The sequence below is a fragment of the Phytobacter sp. genome (genome assembly GCF_059074235.1).
On record NZ_JCACPZ010000008.1, the window covers coordinates 1056752 to 1071966 of the forward strand.

The window sequence follows — 15215 nt, forward strand, 5'->3', positions numbered from 1 at the left end:
CAGTAATATTTTTTAACACAAACTGTTTACATGGTAACGATAATTCATATCATCTTGATAATCACTATCATCTAAAAGGATGGTGTTCTTGCGGTTTGTAAGACTCTACGCCGCTGAAACTCTGATAGTTCAGGATGACCAAAATAATGAAAGCTCGTGGTTATTGGGCGCTAAGCCCTTGTTTACTGATGATGTTATCCGCTCATACCTCGGCGGAAGGTCAAAAAGAAGAGACCCTGGTGGTGGCCGCCAGCCGCGCGAATCACAACATTACCGACATGGCGCAGACCACCTGGGTTATTGAACAGGCTGAAATTGAACAGCAGGTTCAGGGCGGTAAAGAGCTCAAAGAAGTGCTGGCGCAGTTGATTCCCGGCATGGATGTCAGCAGCCAGGGGCGCACCAACTACGGCATGAATATGCGTGGCCGCTCGATGATGGTGATGGTCGACGGCGTGCGTTTAAACTCCTCGCGCAGCGACAGCCGCCAGCTGGACTCCATCGATCCGTTTAACATCTCGCGCATTGAAGTCATCTCCGGTGCCACCTCCCTTTACGGCGGCGGCAGTACCGGCGGCTTAATCAATATCGTGACCAAAAAAGGTCAGCCGGAAACGGAAGTCGAGTTGCAGACCGGCATGAAAACGGGCTTCAACAGCCATAACGACAATGACGAGAACATCGCGGCGGCGGTCAGCGGCGGCAACGACAACGCCTCCGGTCGCCTGTCAGTGGCGTATCAGCGCTTTGGCGGCTGGTATGACGGCAAAGGTGACGAGGTGAACATCGATAACACTCAGACCGGTCTGCAGTACTCCGACCGCCTGGACGTGATGGGCACCGGCACGCTGAATATCGACGATCATCAGCAGTTGCAACTCACCACCCAGTATTACAAAAGCGAGTCTGACGGTAAGCACGGCCTGTACCTTGGCGAGAATTTCTCAGCGGTGACCGGTTCTGGCAACGCGTACAACAAAAACAACCTCGACTCTGACCGCATTCCAGGCACCGAGCGCCACCTGATCAACCTGCAATATTCCAACACCGATTTCTGGGGTCAGGATCTGCTCGCACAAATTTACTACCGCGATGAAAGCCTGACATTTTACCCCTTCCCTACTCTCTCCGGCGGCAAGGTCACCAGCATCGGCGCATCGCAGCAAAAAACCGATTTCTATGGCGGCAAACTCACCATCAACAGCAAACCGCTGGATGATTTGACGCTGACGTGGGGCGTGGACGCCGAGCATGAAACCTTCGACGCCAATCAGCAATTTTTCGACCTCAGCAAAGCGTCCGCCAGCGGCGGTATGAAGCTGGACAACGCCTGGAATGTTGGACGTTATCCGGGCTACAGCATCACCAACTTCGCGCCGTTCCTGCAAACCAGCTACGACATCTCCGCCATCACACTGAGCGGCGGCGTGCGTTATCAGTACACGGAAAACCGGGTTGACGACTTTGTGGGTTATGCGCAGCAGCAGGCCATCGCCACGGGTAAAGCTACTTCGGCAGACGCGGTGCCGGGCGGGAAAACTGATTACAACAACCTGCTGTTTAACGCGGGGATCCTTGGTCACCTGACCGATCGCCAGCAGCTGTGGTTTAACTTCTCGCAAGGCTTTGAGCTGCCGGATCTGGCGAAATACTACGGCTCCGGTACCTACCAGTTGAGCAACGGTCACTATCGCCTGATGAACAGCGTCAACGTTAACGACTCGAAGCTCGACGGCATTAAAGTTGATGCGTATGAGCTGGGCTGGCGCTTCACCGGGGATAACCTGCGCACGCGGATTGCCGGTTACTATTCGCTCTCCGACAAAACCATCAACATCAACAAAACCGACATGACCATCAACATTGAAGATGACCAGCGTCGGATTTATGGTGTGGAAGGCCAGGTGGATTACTTCTTTACCGACAGCGAATGGAGCACGGGTGCGAACTTTAACGCTATCAAATCGCAGACTCGCGTCGATGGGAAATGGAAAAAGCTGACGGTAGACAGCGCCAGCCCGTCGAAAATGAGCGCATGGGTGACCTGGGCGCCGGGCGACTGGACGCTGCGTCTGCAAAGCACGCAGACGTTTGATCTCTCTGACGAAGCCGGTAAGAAAATCGACGGCTACAACACCGTTGACCTGTTAGGCAGCTATCTGTTGCCTGTCGGCAAGCTGAGTTTCAGCGTGGAAAACCTGCTCGACGAAGATTACACCACCGCCTGGGGACAGCGCGCACCGGGTCTGTATAGCCCAACCTACGGTGCTGAAAACCTGTATACCTACAAAGGTCGCGGTCGTACCTTCGGCCTGAACTACTCGGTCGTCTTCTGATAGTCGCTGCCGCCTGCAACGCGGGCGGCAATTTTTGGCTCAGAGCAACGTCAACCCCTCCGCCGTTCACAGCCAGCGCGGGTCATCGCTCCCCTCACCCAAACACCTTCTCCCCCAGTGTCAGTGCTTTATCCAGATACGCCTCGGGGCTGCCCAGTTCCGGCAGCAACATCAGTTCAGAGGCTTTCACATGCGCGCCGCAGTAATCAAAAATGCCGTGGGCGATTTGCGCATTAAAGGCGGCGGTGAAACCGTGTCGGTCGTAAGCCCCCTGGCTTGCGGCCCCGAGACCAATAATGTGCACTGGAAGGCGACCCAGCTTTTTCACCACCTCCCCTTCGGCGGTCTCTTCATAGGCCCAGCCATTGGTAAATACACGGTCAATCCAGCCTTTCAGTAGTGCGGGCATCGACCACCAGTAGACCGGGAACACCAGCACCAGCGCATCAGCCTTATCAATTCGCGCTTGCTCTGCGACAATGTCTGCAGACACCGGCTCGGTGAGTTTGAACGCGGCAAAGTCTTGTGCTGTGAAGGTCGGGTTAAAACCTTCGGCGGTCAGGTCAACAATATCGGCACTGTGCTGCGTGTTAGCGGTAATCCCTTTCGCCAAGGCGGCAGCCACGCCATGGGTCAGAGAGTGTGTATCCGGGTGAGAAACGACGATTAAAGCATGCATATGGCGACTCCTGGTTGCGGGATGGCGTAAGCAAACGTACTCTATATACCAAAGGTAAGTTACTATTAGTAAGTTACCTTTGGTATATAAGCATGTCAATGGAGAATCTGTTTGATGACAAATCAGCCTGCTCGCCAGCGTTTATCCCGCCAGGAGCGCTATGTTCAACTGGTCGATGTGGCCTGGCAGATTGTTCGTGAAGAAGGGACTGAAGCGCTGACGCTGGGTCGCCTGGCCGAGCGTGCCGGGATCACAAAGCCGGTGGTTTACGATCATTTCACCAGCCGTTCCGGGCTGTTCGCAGCACTTTATCGGGAATACGATCTGCGCTCCACGGCGCGTATGGATGCGCAAATAAGCCAAACGGAGCCTGTACTTGAGAAGCTCGCAGCAGTGATTGCTGACGCTTACATCGAGTGTGTGTTGTTATCCGGACGCGAAATGCCGACCGTGATTGCCGCCCTCAGCGGCACGCCGGAGCTGGAGCAACTTCGCGCGGAATACGCCACCACGTTCACTGAAAAATGCCGGGCGTTGTTCAGTCCTTTCAGCAAGGACAAAACGCTAAAGACACCTGCGCTATGGGCGATGCTTGGCGCGGCTGAAGGATTATCCTGGGCGGTGGTCATGGGAAAAATCAGTGCGCAAGAGGCAAAGGATGAACTGGTACAGGGGATTGTTTGCATGGTACGCGGCGGCACCGAATAAACAAAAGAAGGCCGGTCGCCCGGCCACACATGTCACTTGTAGTCAATAAAGTTAAGGATCGCTTCGTTGAACTCTTTCGGTGCCTGAATAAAGGCGAAGTGGCTGGTGTTCGGTAAGATCAGCAGCCCGGCGTTCGGAATGGTGTTGGCGATGTATTCAAGATGCTCGCGCACAATAGCTTCATCATGATCGCCATCGACAATCAGCACTGGCGTGTTGATCTTCTTCAGATCTTCATCGCTCCAGTTCGGCTGCGTCCCCCACATATGGCTGATCTGCTCAACAAACGCATCGTACTGATCCGGCGTTTTGGACAGTTTGCGGTACTCATTGCCCGCCCGCTCAATATAGCTGGCGAAGACCGGATTCTTCTCGGTGTCAGGCTTTACGCCACTGGTTTTGGTATTCGGAGCGAAGGAGAAAATGCGGTTTACCCGTGTTGGATGGCGTATCGCCAGGTCGATACCGATAATGCCGCCATCACTCCAGCCAACGATGTCTGCTTTGGCAATCTTAAGATGATCCAGTAAGGCCACCACGTCATCGCTCATCAGGTCGTAGCTGTAAGGACGAGCGTCACGCGTGCTGCGACCGTGCCCACGACTGTCGACCACAATCACTTTATGATGCTGCGCCAGCGCGGAAACTTGTTTACCCCAGTAATCAGAATTCGCCAGCCCGCCGTGCAGCAGCACAACAGGCTCGCCCTGCCCGACGGTAGCGTAATAGAGCTGAATACCGTTAACACTGGCATAGCCGGATTTCAACGCCGCCACGGGCGCGGGTGTCGCGGGTAATTTTTTCCAGCGCTCGCCCCACGCAATGGGGGATTGAGGGGTCACCGCATATGCGCTGGCAACACTCAACGCGCCCACCACGCCGAGCAGCCCGGCAATGAATAATGTGCTTTTTCTGTTCATGCGATCGCCCATGATGATAGTGATGTAAAGAAGACAGAAAAATAAATTATCAGTTTAAAAATGCACCAGCAATACGCAGCTTAGAGTTAAAACTCAAACACTTATCTGAAATAGAGATAATGCAGGGCAGGCCCACACTCGCGCCATCGCGGACGGAATGTGGACATGGATATTTAAGTGAAGGGTTAGCTTAGTGGGGTCTGATCGGCTTTTTTCAGCTCGGCATTACGCAGGCGCAGGGTCGCAGGCAACACGCGTTGCTGCTCGGTCGGTTCATTGCCCTCAATCAACTGGGTGATAAGGTCAAAACAGTCGTATGCCAGCCGCGGGATATTCTGCTCAACGGTATCAATACTCAACGACAGCGAGTCATAGAGATAGTGATCGTCGAAGCTGGCAATCTGGATATCACTTTCCAGTAAATGGTGCTGGCTCATGTAACGCAGCACCCCTTCCAGCAGCCCACATGCCGCAGTAAAAAGGGCTTTTGGTGGGCGACCCAGCTTCGCGCAGAGGGCCGCAAACATTTCGTAGCCGCTGCTCGGATGATAATTACCGTGAATGATCCACTCCGGGCGCAGCGTCACACCTGCCCTTTCCAGCCCTTGCGTGAAGCCAGCCAGACGGTCTTTGGTGGGCGACAGTCGTGGTTGCCCGCCTAAGAAGTAGATTTCGTCAGGATTAGCGCGCGCCAGGCGTTCCACCAGATCGGCAGTGGGGGTTACCGCGTCAGTGATGACCAGCGGCAACGGTGTGCTGTTCATATAGCGGTCAAACAGCACAACGGGTAGTTGTTCGCTGAGTTTCATGTAATCGGCGTCGTTGAGCATGCTGGAGGCAACGATCAACCCATCCACCTGCCGGGAGACCAGATTATTAACCACCACCGACTCCTGGCTGGCGTTTTCATCCGTGCAGGAGATGAGAAGCTGCAAACCGGCCTCACGACACAAGTTTTCAAGCTCATGAGAAAAGGCGGCAAACCCGTGGTTGGTTATCTCAGGGACCACCAGTCCGAGCGTGTGGCTACGATCCTCGCGCAACAGTCGGGCATGGATACTCGGCTGATAGTGGTGCTGCTGAGCAAGTGAAAGCACACGCTGACGGGTTTCTTGCGCCACGCGTAACTCTTTACCTCGTCCATTGAGTACCAGGCTGGCGGTGGCTTTTGAGACCCCCGCCAGCGCGGCGATATCAGTGATGGTAACGCGTTTTGTTTTTCTCACGACAATACATCGGTTAATGAAACAAGCTCTTATTCTACCATGCAAGGGCGTAACGACCAGTATTGCACCCGCAGTTCTCCGCTTCCTCCAACGGTTAATTGCGCATGATGTGACGGGAAGTAGCGGCTGCTCATCACACCAGCACCGTCATTGATGAAAATTTCCACGCTGGAGTGGTCGCAGAGGATCTGCAATGTGCACGCTTCCCCTTGCCAGTAACGAGAAAGCCACTCGTCGTTTTCCAGGCTTCGACGGTCGAGACGCAGCTGATCTTTATGCCAGTACAAAAACAATGTATCGCCGAAATTCAGCGTCAGGTCGCCTTCACTCTCGATCACCAGTTCCAGACGCTGGGCGTCAATAACCGGGGCGTTATCTGCGCGTCCGGTAAAATAGTGTTCTTCTTCACGTAGCGCCTGCAACTCCCGCACCGGCTGCTGATACAGCTTGCCACCATGTGAGGACAACTCGCGTATGCAGGTCATTTGGTGGATCCACCCTTGCGCGACCGTGGGCTGGCGCATCTCTTCGCCATCCGGCACGCCCATCCAGCCCACCAGCAGACGTCGACCGTCGGCGCTTTGGGTGGTTTGCGGGGCGTAAAACTCAAACCCGGCGTCGAGTTCATGCAGCGCACCGTGCTCGAACGTCGCTTGTTCAGGGGAGGAGGTGCCACTCAGATAAGCGCTCGGGTGTGTATTGAGGAAACGGAACTCTTCGCGAGCAACCCCTTGTGGGCAGCAAATCAGGAAAGTATCCACCCCGATGGTGAACAGGTCCGGGCACTCCCACATGTACCCTGCTTCCCCCAAACCGCCGAGGCCGCTTCCCGCCAGCTCGCCAAGCGACTGCCAGTGGTGCAAATCATCCGAGCGAAGCAGCAGCACTTTGCCCTGCAGCGCCAGATCCTGCGCGCCCAGCACCATGTACCACTGGTTTTCGTGCTGCCAGACTTTGGGATCTCTGACGTGCCCGGTGTAGCCCTCCGGCAACGCTATCACTGGCCCAAGCTTGTCAAAGCCCCCTTCGGCGTTTTGCACCGCCAGACACTGCCACGCCGTGCGTCCGCCATCCGCAAATTTCACGTTCCCTGTGTAGCACAGTGTCAGTTCGCCCTGATTGTCGACCGCGCTGCCGGAGTAGCAGCCGCTGCGGTCATACTCGTCAACAGGCATCAGGGCTAACGGCTCGTGCTGCCAGTGCAGCAAATCCACAGAACTCCAGTGTCCCCAGCATTTGTGGGTATGCTGGCAGCCGAGCGGGTTCCATTGATAGAACAGATGAAACCGCCCCTGAAAATGAATAAATCCGTTAGGGTCATTCAGCAACCCCGTCACCGGGGCCAGATGCCAGGCCGGATAGTGATTGTCCCGCAGCGCTTTCGGTTGGCCCTTAAGCACTGACACTAAAATCTCCGGTAACAGGGTTGATGAAGTCATTATTCTGAGTCCGTTTTGTATTTAAGCAGGTAAGAGATAACAAAGGCGACGCTGAAGGCAATCACCATCCCGATAGCGTAATTCAGCAGTGAGCTGGCCTGCACAATCGCCATGCCCGGAATCCCCGTCAGGCCGACTGCGGTCATGTAAACATGCACCGAAACCACCCAGGCACCACCGACCGCCCCGCCGATCAGCGCGGCAATAAAGGGTTTCACAAAACGCAGGTTGATACCAAAAATTGCCGCTTCCGTAATACCGAGTACGGCTGAAAACGCCGACGGCAGCGTGATGGCTTTAATTTTGGCATCTTTGGTTTTGAACCACACCGCCAGACAGGCACCGCCCTGAGCAACGTTGGCCATCGCCCAGATAGGCAACAGGAAGTTGACGCCAATAGACGGGTTGCCCAGTAAACCGGCTTCAATAGCATGGAAACTATGATGCACGCCGGTGATAACAATCACCGAATAAAGCCCGCCGAACAACAGCCCTGCCAGCCAGCCCGCGTGAGTGATGAGCGTGCTGAGTACAAAGGAGATGCCATCGCCCAGTGCGCGACCTGCCGGGCCGATAATCAGCAGCGCGACAAAACCGGTAATGATGACGGTTAAAAACGGCGTCAGGATCAGATCCAGCGCATCAGGAATGACACGGCGTAGCTGCTTCTCGATGATACTCATAAACCAGACGGCAAGCAGCACCGGGAAGACCGTGCCCTGATAGCCGATCATCGCTACATCGAGGCCGAAAAAGTTCATGGTATGGAACCCACCAGCCACGCCCCAGGCGTTGGTTAGCGCCGGGTGGGTCAGAATCCCGCCCAGCGTCGCCCCCAGGTAAGGGTTACCGCCGAACTCCCGCGCTGCGGTAAAACCAATCAGGATCGGCAGGATTATGAATGCCGCCGAGCTGAACATATCCAGCATAATGTAAAGCGCATTCTCCGGGTTCACCCAGCCGTAGGTTTTCACCATCCCCAGCAGCCCCATCAACAAACCCGAGGCCACAATCGCCGGGATGATCGGCACGAAAATGTTGGACAACAAACGGGCCACGCGCTGGAAAGGATTCAGTTTGCGGGCGGCGATAGCAGCGGCTTCCGATTTGCTGGTTTCACCAATGCCCGCCTCCTTGATAAACGCGGCATAGACTTTGTTCACCACGCCCGTGCCGAAAATCACCTGTAGCTGCCCGGCATTACGAAAACAGCCCTTCACGCCGTCGATTTTGCCAATCGCGGTGGTGTCTGCTTTGGCATCTTCTGCCAGCACCAGTCGCAGGCGCGTGGCGCAATGCGCCGCGCTGACGATATTGTCCTTGCCGCCCAGCAGCGGTAATAGCGACCGGGAAATCTGTTCGAAGTCCATATAAGCCTCTGTTTTATATAAATTTATAATAATTAGCGCGTAATAAGCCCCTTAACGGGGCTTGATTATCAGAACCAGGTTTCCATCTGCACGCCGAAGGTCCATTCGCCACCAGACTTAAAGCCATTGCTGCCAAGAGCATCATCGCTGGCATAGTTGTCCAGCTTGTGATCCCAGTCCATCCAGGAAGCAAAGAGACGCAGTTCAGGGCGTTTCAGGAACTCACCGACATCGCCCGCTTTCAGCGTTGGCGCCACGGTCAGTTTGTAGAAGCTGCCGTTTACCGCGTTGCGGCTGTTGTAGCCCTCAGGTTTGAGATCCATGTACTGATAGCTGCCTTCATACTGCATCTCGAAGTTCTGCGTCAGTTCCTGAATCAGGCGCATGTTGAAGGTCGCCCACTCGTAGCTGTCGCCTTTGACGTAGCGGTCTTTGCTGCTCTGTGCCAGCACCGCCGGCGCAATATGCCAGCCGCCACCCAGCGGCGTCATGCCGTAGGTCGCCAGACGCCAGGTATCAGCCTGTGGCAACAGTGCGCCATCGGACCCCACCGATTTCACCTCAGCACCAAGGCCATGACCATAAAGCAGCGCGGTTTTAGATGAGCCGTCACGCAGACCGTAGAAGCTGTCGTTGTGCAGCCCTAACAGCGCATGAACACCGGTGTTAGCCGCATCACTTTTCACTTTATTGCCGTCAATGTCGACGCGGTCATCGTTGTCTTTCGCACGCATGCCGCTGATCATCGCCTGCACCGGACCAAAGTAGTTGTTCAACGTCAGGATATAGTTCTGAGCATTGTTTTCACTGTTCTCAATATCGCCAAAAGTACGACCATAGAGCGAGAAGTTACTGCGTGCGTTATCGCCCCACTTCATGTCATAGATACCGGCCCCGGTCCCGGCGAGGAACACCACGTCCGAGTCAATCCAGTGGATATCGAAGTTATCGCGGTCAAAGCGTTTACCGGCCCAGACGGTGGAATCTTTAAATGCCCCGGTGAACGTGGGCAGATGGCCCAGTTCAGTAAACGCCTGGCGCAGATTGAGATCGCTGCTCGATGCCGTCCAGTCGTTGTAGCTGCGCTGCCCGTCAGCCAGCATGACTTTAAAGCGTGTGGTGGCACCGCTGGCGAGCGTTTGTTTATGTTCAAGGTTCATCTCGACATAGGTATCCGGCTCATTACCCAGACGCCCGACGTGACCACCGGTTTCACCCGCTGGCGTCATCCCTGGCCCACCTTGCGTTTTAGCCGCAGAGTCGCTCATCAGCAGACCCGAACGGGCATAACCATGGAATTCAAACCCACCTTCCTGCGAGGATTTTTGCTCAAGCTGCGTGGTGCGTTGCGCAACCTCCGCGGTGGTGTTTTGCGTTTTCTGCTGCTCAGTGGCCAGGTTTTTGGCCTGTGACTCCGCAGCTTGTGCTCGTTTTTCTGCGTTAGTGGCTCGTTGTTCTGCGGCCTGCAGGCGTTGCTCCAGTGCGGCAAGACGTGCCTCGATGCTGCCCATTCCTGCATCTGCCGCAAGCGCAGAACCCGATCCCATTAATAAACCCAGCGTGATAGCGAGCGTGCTTTTTCTCATTGTTTTTGCGTCCCGATGAAAGAGGTAAGAGTACTGAACATTTTGCTAAACCGGTTTAGTTGCGAATCATAATCAAGGTTAATTTCAACGCGCAAACAAATTTGCTAAACCGGTTTAGTGAATGTGAGGAGGGTCGCAAATCGAGATGTAAATCAGCTCTGTGGGGCTATCAGCGCCTCAAGCCGGGGTAACGCGGTCATGGCCCCTTTCGCCGTGGTCGCCAGTGCACCACACTTCTGGGCGCTTTTCAGATACGACGCCAGCTCAGGCTCATTTTTGGGTAGCCCTGTCTGCGCCAGTCGCCACAGCAATCCGGCAACAAAGGCATCCCCGGCCCCGGTCGTATCCACACTGACCACGGGTGTACTGGGATAGTGGAAGATGTCACCCTGGAACAGGGCCAGCACACCTGCTTTGCCCTGGGTAACCAGCAACAGTTTGATCGCAAAGCGCTTTACCAGCGTTTTCATTCCGGTGTGCAAATCGGTTGAGGCCGTCATAAAGGCCAGTTCCTCTTCCGACAATTTCACCACGTCAGCCAGTTCAAAGGCGAAGGCCAGACAACGATGCAACACCTGCGGATCCTGCCAGAGATCGGCGCGAATATTAGGGTCAAAACTGACGAAGCCCCCCGTCTCCTTCATACGCTGCATGGCAAATAACGCTGTCGTTCGGGACGGTTCCGCGCTGAGTGCAATGGAGCAGCTATGCAGCCACTCACCCTGTTGAAAAGTGGGCAGATCGCTGGCCTGCAAAAAAAGATCGGCGCTGGGGCGCACCATAAACGTGAACGAACGTTCGCCTTCATCGTCCAGCGCCACCACCACGGTAGAGGTTCGCTGCGCGTCGTCAAAGGTCATAAACTCAGTATTCACCTTTTCCTGACGCAGCGTGTCTTGCATGAATTTGCCAAACGGATCCTGCCCCACACGACCAATAAAGCCGCTGTTTCCCTCCAGTCTTGCAATGCCGACGGCGACGTTGGCCGGGGCTCCTCCTGCGCATTGCATGAGCCGGCCGTTTCCCTCAGGCAACAGATCCACAACGGCGTCACCCAGACACCAGACTTGAGCTGACATGGTTTTCTCCCAATAGAATGTATGGCTAAAATCTAATTAAACCGGTTTAGCAAATCAATCTATTCTGTTGTTACTGCAAAATGACTTGTGTGATATTTCACGCTCAGCGCTCGTGAACGTACGTCTGTTGGATTGGCTTTTCGGGCGGTTAACTCCTTATCCGCAGACAAATTCATTAATTCCAGTGCCTCACCAAAACACATCCTGATATTCTCTTTTCACATCACAACTCACGTATTTGTCACAACATCGTGCTAACCATCAGGAGTGAACATGAGCCAACCGTTACATGCCGAGCCGCTGGTCTGGGGCCACGGCCCACGCACTTTCGAGGTTTTTCTGGAACCCACCTGCCCGTTCTCCGTTCGCGCGTTTAACAAGCTGGATGCGCTGCTAAAAGAAGTGGGTGAAGACAAGGTGACGGTTAAGATTCGCCTGCAATCACAGCCCTGGCATCTGTTCTCCGGCGTGATTGTGCGCTGCATTCTCGCGGCCTCCACGCTACCCAACGGGCGCGATGCCGCACATAAAGTGATGCAGGCGGTTGCTGATCATCGCGAAGAGTTTGAGTTTACCGATCACTGCAGTGGCCCGAATATGGACGCCACGCCGCAGCAGATTATTGAACGCATTGAGAACTACAGCGGCGTGAAACTGGGCGAGGCGTTTGCGCGTCCGGAACTGCAGGCTGAAATCAAATGGCACTGTAAATATGCCCGCCAGAACGGCATCCACGTCTCCCCGACCTTTATGGTCAATGGACTGGTGCAGGCGGATCTGGGCAGCGGCGATGATATCAGCGCCTGGGCTGCACGCATTCTGGCCTGAGATCCCGAATTGAATCACAGGTGGGGCGATCAACATCCTTGCCTGACGACTGCTACACTGCTTCAACACCTTAACGAACAGGCAGGTCAATATGTCAGACACTAACTATCAGCCACCGAAAGTCTGGACGTGGGATAAGTCCGGCGGCGGCGCATTTGCCAATATCAACCGCCCGATTTCCGGCGCGACGCATGAGAAAGCATTACCGGTAGGTAAGCACCCACTTCAGCTCTATTCACTGGGCACGCCGAACGGTCAGAAAGTCACGATTTTGCTGGAAGAATTACTGGCAAAAGGCGTGAAAGAGGCAGAGTACGATGCCTGGTTGATTCGCATTGGCGAAGGCGATCAGTTCTCCAGCGGCTTTGTGGACGTAAACCCGAACTCCAAAATTCCTGCGCTGCGCGACCACTCCACCACGCCGCCGACCCGCGTGTTTGAGTCTGGTGCCATTCTGCTTTATCTCGCAGAGAAATTTGGTCACTTCCTGCCAAAAGATCTCGCTGCGCGCACCGAAACCCTGAATTGGTTGTTCTGGCTACAGGGCTCCGCACCGTTCCTTGGCGGTGGCTTTGGTCACTTCTACCATTACGCGCCGGTAAAAATTGAGTACGCCATTAACCGCTTTACCATGGAAGCCAAACGTCAGTTAGACGTGCTCGACAAACAACTGGCAGCGCATAAGTTCGTGGCGGGAGATGAATACACCATCGCCGACATGGCTATCTGGCCGTGGTACGGCAACGTCGTGTTGGGCAATGTTTATGATGCCGATACCTTCCTGGAGGCCAGCGGCTACACCAATGTGCTGCGCTGGGCAAAAGAGGTGGCAGCGCGCCCTGCGGTGATTCGCGGACGCAAGGTCAACCGCACCTTTGGTGAGCCGAGCGATCAGTTGCACGAGCGTCACGATGCCAGCGACTTCGACACAAACACCGAAGACAAACGCAACGGCTAACCCTTCTCTCCCGGGCGGATCAGTGCCCGGGAATTTTCCCCGCCCCATCCTGTTCGACTGTTTTTTTCACACCATATTTACATCCCCTAAATAACTGGTAAGAATGCCGTATATTTACTCATAATCACGCCAAATGTCTGAAAACGCGCTAAAACAGCAGATTTTGAATCTGAAAAAGCATAACGCACGCCTGGTGCGGATAGCGCGTGACGCCCGTAGTAAGCTCAGCGCGGCACTGGACGGGACCGGGTTATGTTTATGGCAACTGGATATCCCGAGCGGAAAGCTGATTATCTTCAATCGCCGTTGGGGATCGATGCTGGGCTACCAACCTAAAGAACTCAGCGCACGCTTTGAGGTCTGGCGCGAGCATCTTCACCCGGATGACCGGGAGCGCGTACTCGACGCATTCTATGGGCATATCGAGGGGAAAACGCCCTTCTATGAAGCGCTGCACCGCATGCAGCACAAAAACGGCACCGTGACCTGGGTACTGGACAGGGGGCGAGTGAGTCAGTGGGATGAAAACGGTAAGCCATTAAAAGTGACCGGCACCCACATCGACATGACCAAAGAGAAACAGTACGAAGAGCAGCTTGCCGCGCTGGCGAACCACGACCCGTTAACAGGACTTGCCAACCGTCATGCCCTGCTCAAACACTTTGATGAGTTAAAGCAGGCCGGTCCGCTGTGCATCGCATTTATTGACCTTGATGATTTCAAAGTAGTGAACGACACCCTGGGACACCGCAGCGGTGATGAGTTATTGATTCAACTGAGTTTGCGCCTGCGCGAAGCCTGCCCTCAGGGCACGGTGGTCGGGCGTCTGGGCGGCGATGAGTTCGTGTTGCTGCTTCCTTTTGCCGTCAACAGTCTGCTGATTAACAGCGCCGCTTATAACTGCCTGCATGCCGCCCTGATGCCGTTTGAACTGGACAATGGCGATGCCACCGTGGGGGCATCAATTGGCATTGATGAAGTGCACCCCGCCGATGATTTTGTTAACGCCCTCAAGCGTGCCGATATGGCGATGTATCAGATAAAACACTCAGGCAAAAATGGCGCAGCGGTCGGGCAACGGGTGCTTTCGGTGCCTCCCAGAGAGGCACAAGCGCAATGAAAATCGCCCGTCAGCAGACGCTTTTGCAACTCCTCGCAGAACACGAAATGCTGACAACGGAAGCGCTGGCAGGGCAGCTTGGCGTCAGTGTTGAGACCATCCGCCGCGATCTAAAGACCCTGCAAACTCAGGGAAAAATTATCCGCCGTCACGGCCGCGCACGCCGACTGCACAATGCACAGAACGACATCGGTGAGCCCTTTTATAATCGCCTGAAAAGCCATTATGCCGACAAAGCGGACATTGCCCGCCATGCCCTGAACTGGATCGAGTCGGGAATGGCGCTGGCGCTGGACGCCAGTTCGACCTGTTTCCATCTGGCAAAACAGTTACCGGATATCCCGCTGACGGTGTTTACCAATAGCGTGCCGGTTTGCCAGGAGATGGCGCGTCGCGAAAATATCAATCTGATTTGCTCGGGTGGGCAACTGGATCGCAAATCCCGTTGTTACGTGAACGCAGCGCTCCCCACCATGTTGAAATCAATGGACATTGACCTGTTTATTTTTTCCTGCGAGGGCGTCGATGCAACGGGCGAAATGTGGGATTCAACCAACAATAACGCCCGCTTTAAAACCCAGTTGCTCAAGCGGGCGCATCAGTCACTGCTGCTGATTGATAAGAGTAAGTTTTACCGGGCGGGCGAGGCCAAAATCGGCAACCTCTCGCTGGTCACCCAGATGGTCACCGATGCGAAGCCCGATGCCACTCAGCGCTGAGGTTCGGTAAACTCCAGATCCAGTTCCGCAAGGGCAGCCAGCGTTGCCAGCGCCTCTTCTTCATCGATCACGCTCATCGCAAACCCTACATGGACCAGCACCCACTGCCCCAGTAGCGTCGCGGGCTCGCCTTCGCAAACCAGCATGATATTGACCTCGCGCCGCACACCACACACATCCACTTGCGCCAGATGGTGAATACTTTCCCCCACGCTAACAACCTGGCCGGGCACACCGATACACATAG

14 protein-coding genes are annotated in these 15215 nt (G+C 54.9%); 6 read left to right on the forward strand and 8 right to left on the reverse strand.

The features are described from left to right. Nucleotides 1-146: 146 nt before the first annotated feature. Nucleotides 147-2336 (forward strand): TonB-dependent siderophore receptor, encoded by a 2190-nt coding sequence (locus AC5JPW_RS22860; protein WP_494243359.1) that lies wholly within the window; start codon nt 147-149, stop codon nt 2334-2336. Between the two features lie 94 nt (nt 2337-2430). Here the strand turns inward: AC5JPW_RS22860 and AC5JPW_RS22865 are convergent, their stop codons facing one another. Then, a complete protein-coding gene (locus AC5JPW_RS22865; protein WP_494243360.1) occupies nt 2431-3015 on the reverse strand; it encodes an NAD(P)H-dependent oxidoreductase in 585 nt (194 codons plus the stop codon). A gap of 114 nt (nt 3016-3129) precedes the next feature. Between AC5JPW_RS22865 and AC5JPW_RS22870 the strand changes: the two genes are divergently transcribed. Next, nucleotides 3130-3723: a TetR/AcrR family transcriptional regulator gene (locus tag AC5JPW_RS22870; protein ID WP_494243361.1), complete on the forward strand. Its 594-nt coding sequence runs from the start codon at nt 3130-3132 to the stop codon at nt 3721-3723. A gap of 32 nt (nt 3724-3755) precedes the next feature. On the opposite strand, the gene AC5JPW_RS22875 is transcribed toward AC5JPW_RS22870, so the two are convergent. From AC5JPW_RS22875 to cscK, 6 genes are all read right to left on the reverse strand, one after another. Further along, nucleotides 3756-4643 carry an alpha/beta fold hydrolase gene (locus AC5JPW_RS22875; protein WP_494243362.1) on the reverse strand — a complete coding sequence of 296 codons (888 nt, stop codon included), beginning with the start codon at nt 4641-4643 and terminating at the stop codon, nt 3756-3758. A gap of 185 nt (nt 4644-4828) precedes the next feature. Further along, on the reverse strand, nt 4829-5869 hold the full coding sequence (locus tag AC5JPW_RS22880) for a substrate-binding domain-containing protein (RefSeq protein WP_494243363.1): 1041 nt from the start codon (nt 5867-5869) through the stop codon (nt 4829-4831). Nucleotides 5870-5898: 29 nt separating this feature from the next. Beyond that, nucleotides 5899-7308, reverse strand: a complete 1410-nt coding sequence (locus AC5JPW_RS22885; protein ID WP_494243364.1) for a sucrose-6-phosphate hydrolase — start codon at nt 7306-7308, stop codon at nt 5899-5901. Next, nucleotides 7308-8678, reverse strand: coding sequence for a sucrose-specific PTS transporter subunit IIBC (locus AC5JPW_RS22890; RefSeq protein ID WP_494243365.1), 1371 nt, complete (start codon nt 8676-8678; stop codon nt 7308-7310). The genes AC5JPW_RS22885 and AC5JPW_RS22890 overlap by 1 nt, the downstream gene beginning before the upstream one ends. Before the next feature lie 68 nt (nt 8679-8746). Further along, nucleotides 8747-10264, reverse strand: a complete 1518-nt coding sequence (locus AC5JPW_RS22895) for a carbohydrate porin (protein WP_494243366.1) — start codon at nt 10262-10264, stop codon at nt 8747-8749. A 152-nt stretch (nt 10265-10416) separates the two neighbouring features. Further along, nucleotides 10417-11343, reverse strand: a complete 927-nt coding sequence (gene cscK / locus AC5JPW_RS22900; protein WP_494243367.1) for a fructokinase — start codon at nt 11341-11343, stop codon at nt 10417-10419. Between the two features lie 273 nt (nt 11344-11616). On the opposite strand from cscK, the gene AC5JPW_RS22905 reads away from it, so the two are divergent. The 4 genes from AC5JPW_RS22905 to fucR all read left to right on the forward strand — a co-directional run bounded on the left by AC5JPW_RS22905 (nt 11617) and on the right by fucR (nt 14968). Then, on the forward strand, nt 11617-12171 hold the full coding sequence (locus AC5JPW_RS22905) for a DsbA family protein (protein WP_494243368.1): 555 nt from the start codon (nt 11617-11619) through the stop codon (nt 12169-12171). Between the two features lie 91 nt (nt 12172-12262). Continuing rightward, nucleotides 12263-13129: a glutathione-dependent disulfide-bond oxidoreductase gene (yghU, locus tag AC5JPW_RS22910; RefSeq protein ID WP_494243369.1), complete on the forward strand. Its 867-nt coding sequence runs from the start codon at nt 12263-12265 to the stop codon at nt 13127-13129. 133 nt (nt 13130-13262) lie between these two features. After that, the gene (locus AC5JPW_RS22915; RefSeq protein WP_494243370.1) at nt 13263-14249 is read left to right on the forward strand and encodes a diguanylate cyclase domain-containing protein; all 987 of its coding nucleotides are present in this window, start codon (nt 13263-13265) and stop codon (nt 14247-14249) included. Continuing rightward, the gene (gene fucR / locus AC5JPW_RS22920; RefSeq protein WP_494243371.1) at nt 14246-14968 is read left to right on the forward strand and encodes an L-fucose operon activator; all 723 of its coding nucleotides are present in this window, start codon (nt 14246-14248) and stop codon (nt 14966-14968) included. Before AC5JPW_RS22915 ends, fucR begins: the two co-directional genes overlap by 4 nt. On the opposite strand, the gene hybG is transcribed toward fucR, so the two are convergent. Beyond that, nucleotides 14959-15213, reverse strand: coding sequence for a hydrogenase maturation factor HybG (gene hybG / locus AC5JPW_RS22925; protein WP_494243372.1), 255 nt, complete (start codon nt 15211-15213; stop codon nt 14959-14961). The genes fucR and hybG overlap by 10 nt on opposite strands. Nucleotides 15214-15215: the final 2 nt, after the last annotated feature.

Bases quoted from the DNA above. Each gene is read 5' to 3' on its own strand.
- AC5JPW_RS22865 (WP_494243360.1), bottom strand. From the start codon at position 3,015: ATGCATGCTTTAATCGTCGTTTCTCACCCGGATACACACTCTCTGACC.
- AC5JPW_RS22895 (WP_494243366.1), bottom strand. From the start codon at position 10,264: ATGAGAAAAAGCACGCTCGCTATCACGCTGGGTTTATTAATGGGATCG.
- AC5JPW_RS22875 (WP_494243362.1), bottom strand. From the start codon at position 4,643: ATGAACAGAAAAAGCACATTATTCATTGCCGGGCTGCTCGGCGTGGTG.
- AC5JPW_RS22870 (WP_494243361.1), top strand. From the start codon at position 3,130: ATGACAAATCAGCCTGCTCGCCAGCGTTTATCCCGCCAGGAGCGCTAT.
- AC5JPW_RS22885 (WP_494243364.1), bottom strand. From the start codon at position 7,308: ATGACTTCATCAACCCTGTTACCGGAGATTTTAGTGTCAGTGCTTAAG.
- cscK (WP_494243367.1), bottom strand. From the start codon at position 11,343: ATGTCAGCTCAAGTCTGGTGTCTGGGTGACGCCGTTGTGGATCTGTTG.
- AC5JPW_RS22905 (WP_494243368.1), top strand. From the start codon at position 11,617: ATGAGCCAACCGTTACATGCCGAGCCGCTGGTCTGGGGCCACGGCCCA.
- AC5JPW_RS22915 (WP_494243370.1), top strand. From the start codon at position 13,263: ATGTCTGAAAACGCGCTAAAACAGCAGATTTTGAATCTGAAAAAGCAT.
- AC5JPW_RS22860 (WP_494243359.1), top strand. From the start codon at position 147: ATGAAAGCTCGTGGTTATTGGGCGCTAAGCCCTTGTTTACTGATGATG.
- fucR (WP_494243371.1), top strand. From the start codon at position 14,246: ATGAAAATCGCCCGTCAGCAGACGCTTTTGCAACTCCTCGCAGAACAC.
- yghU (WP_494243369.1), top strand. From the start codon at position 12,263: ATGTCAGACACTAACTATCAGCCACCGAAAGTCTGGACGTGGGATAAG.
- hybG (WP_494243372.1), bottom strand. From the start codon at position 15,213: ATGTGTATCGGTGTGCCCGGCCAGGTTGTTAGCGTGGGGGAAAGTATT.
- AC5JPW_RS22890 (WP_494243365.1), bottom strand. From the start codon at position 8,678: ATGGACTTCGAACAGATTTCCCGGTCGCTATTACCGCTGCTGGGCGGC.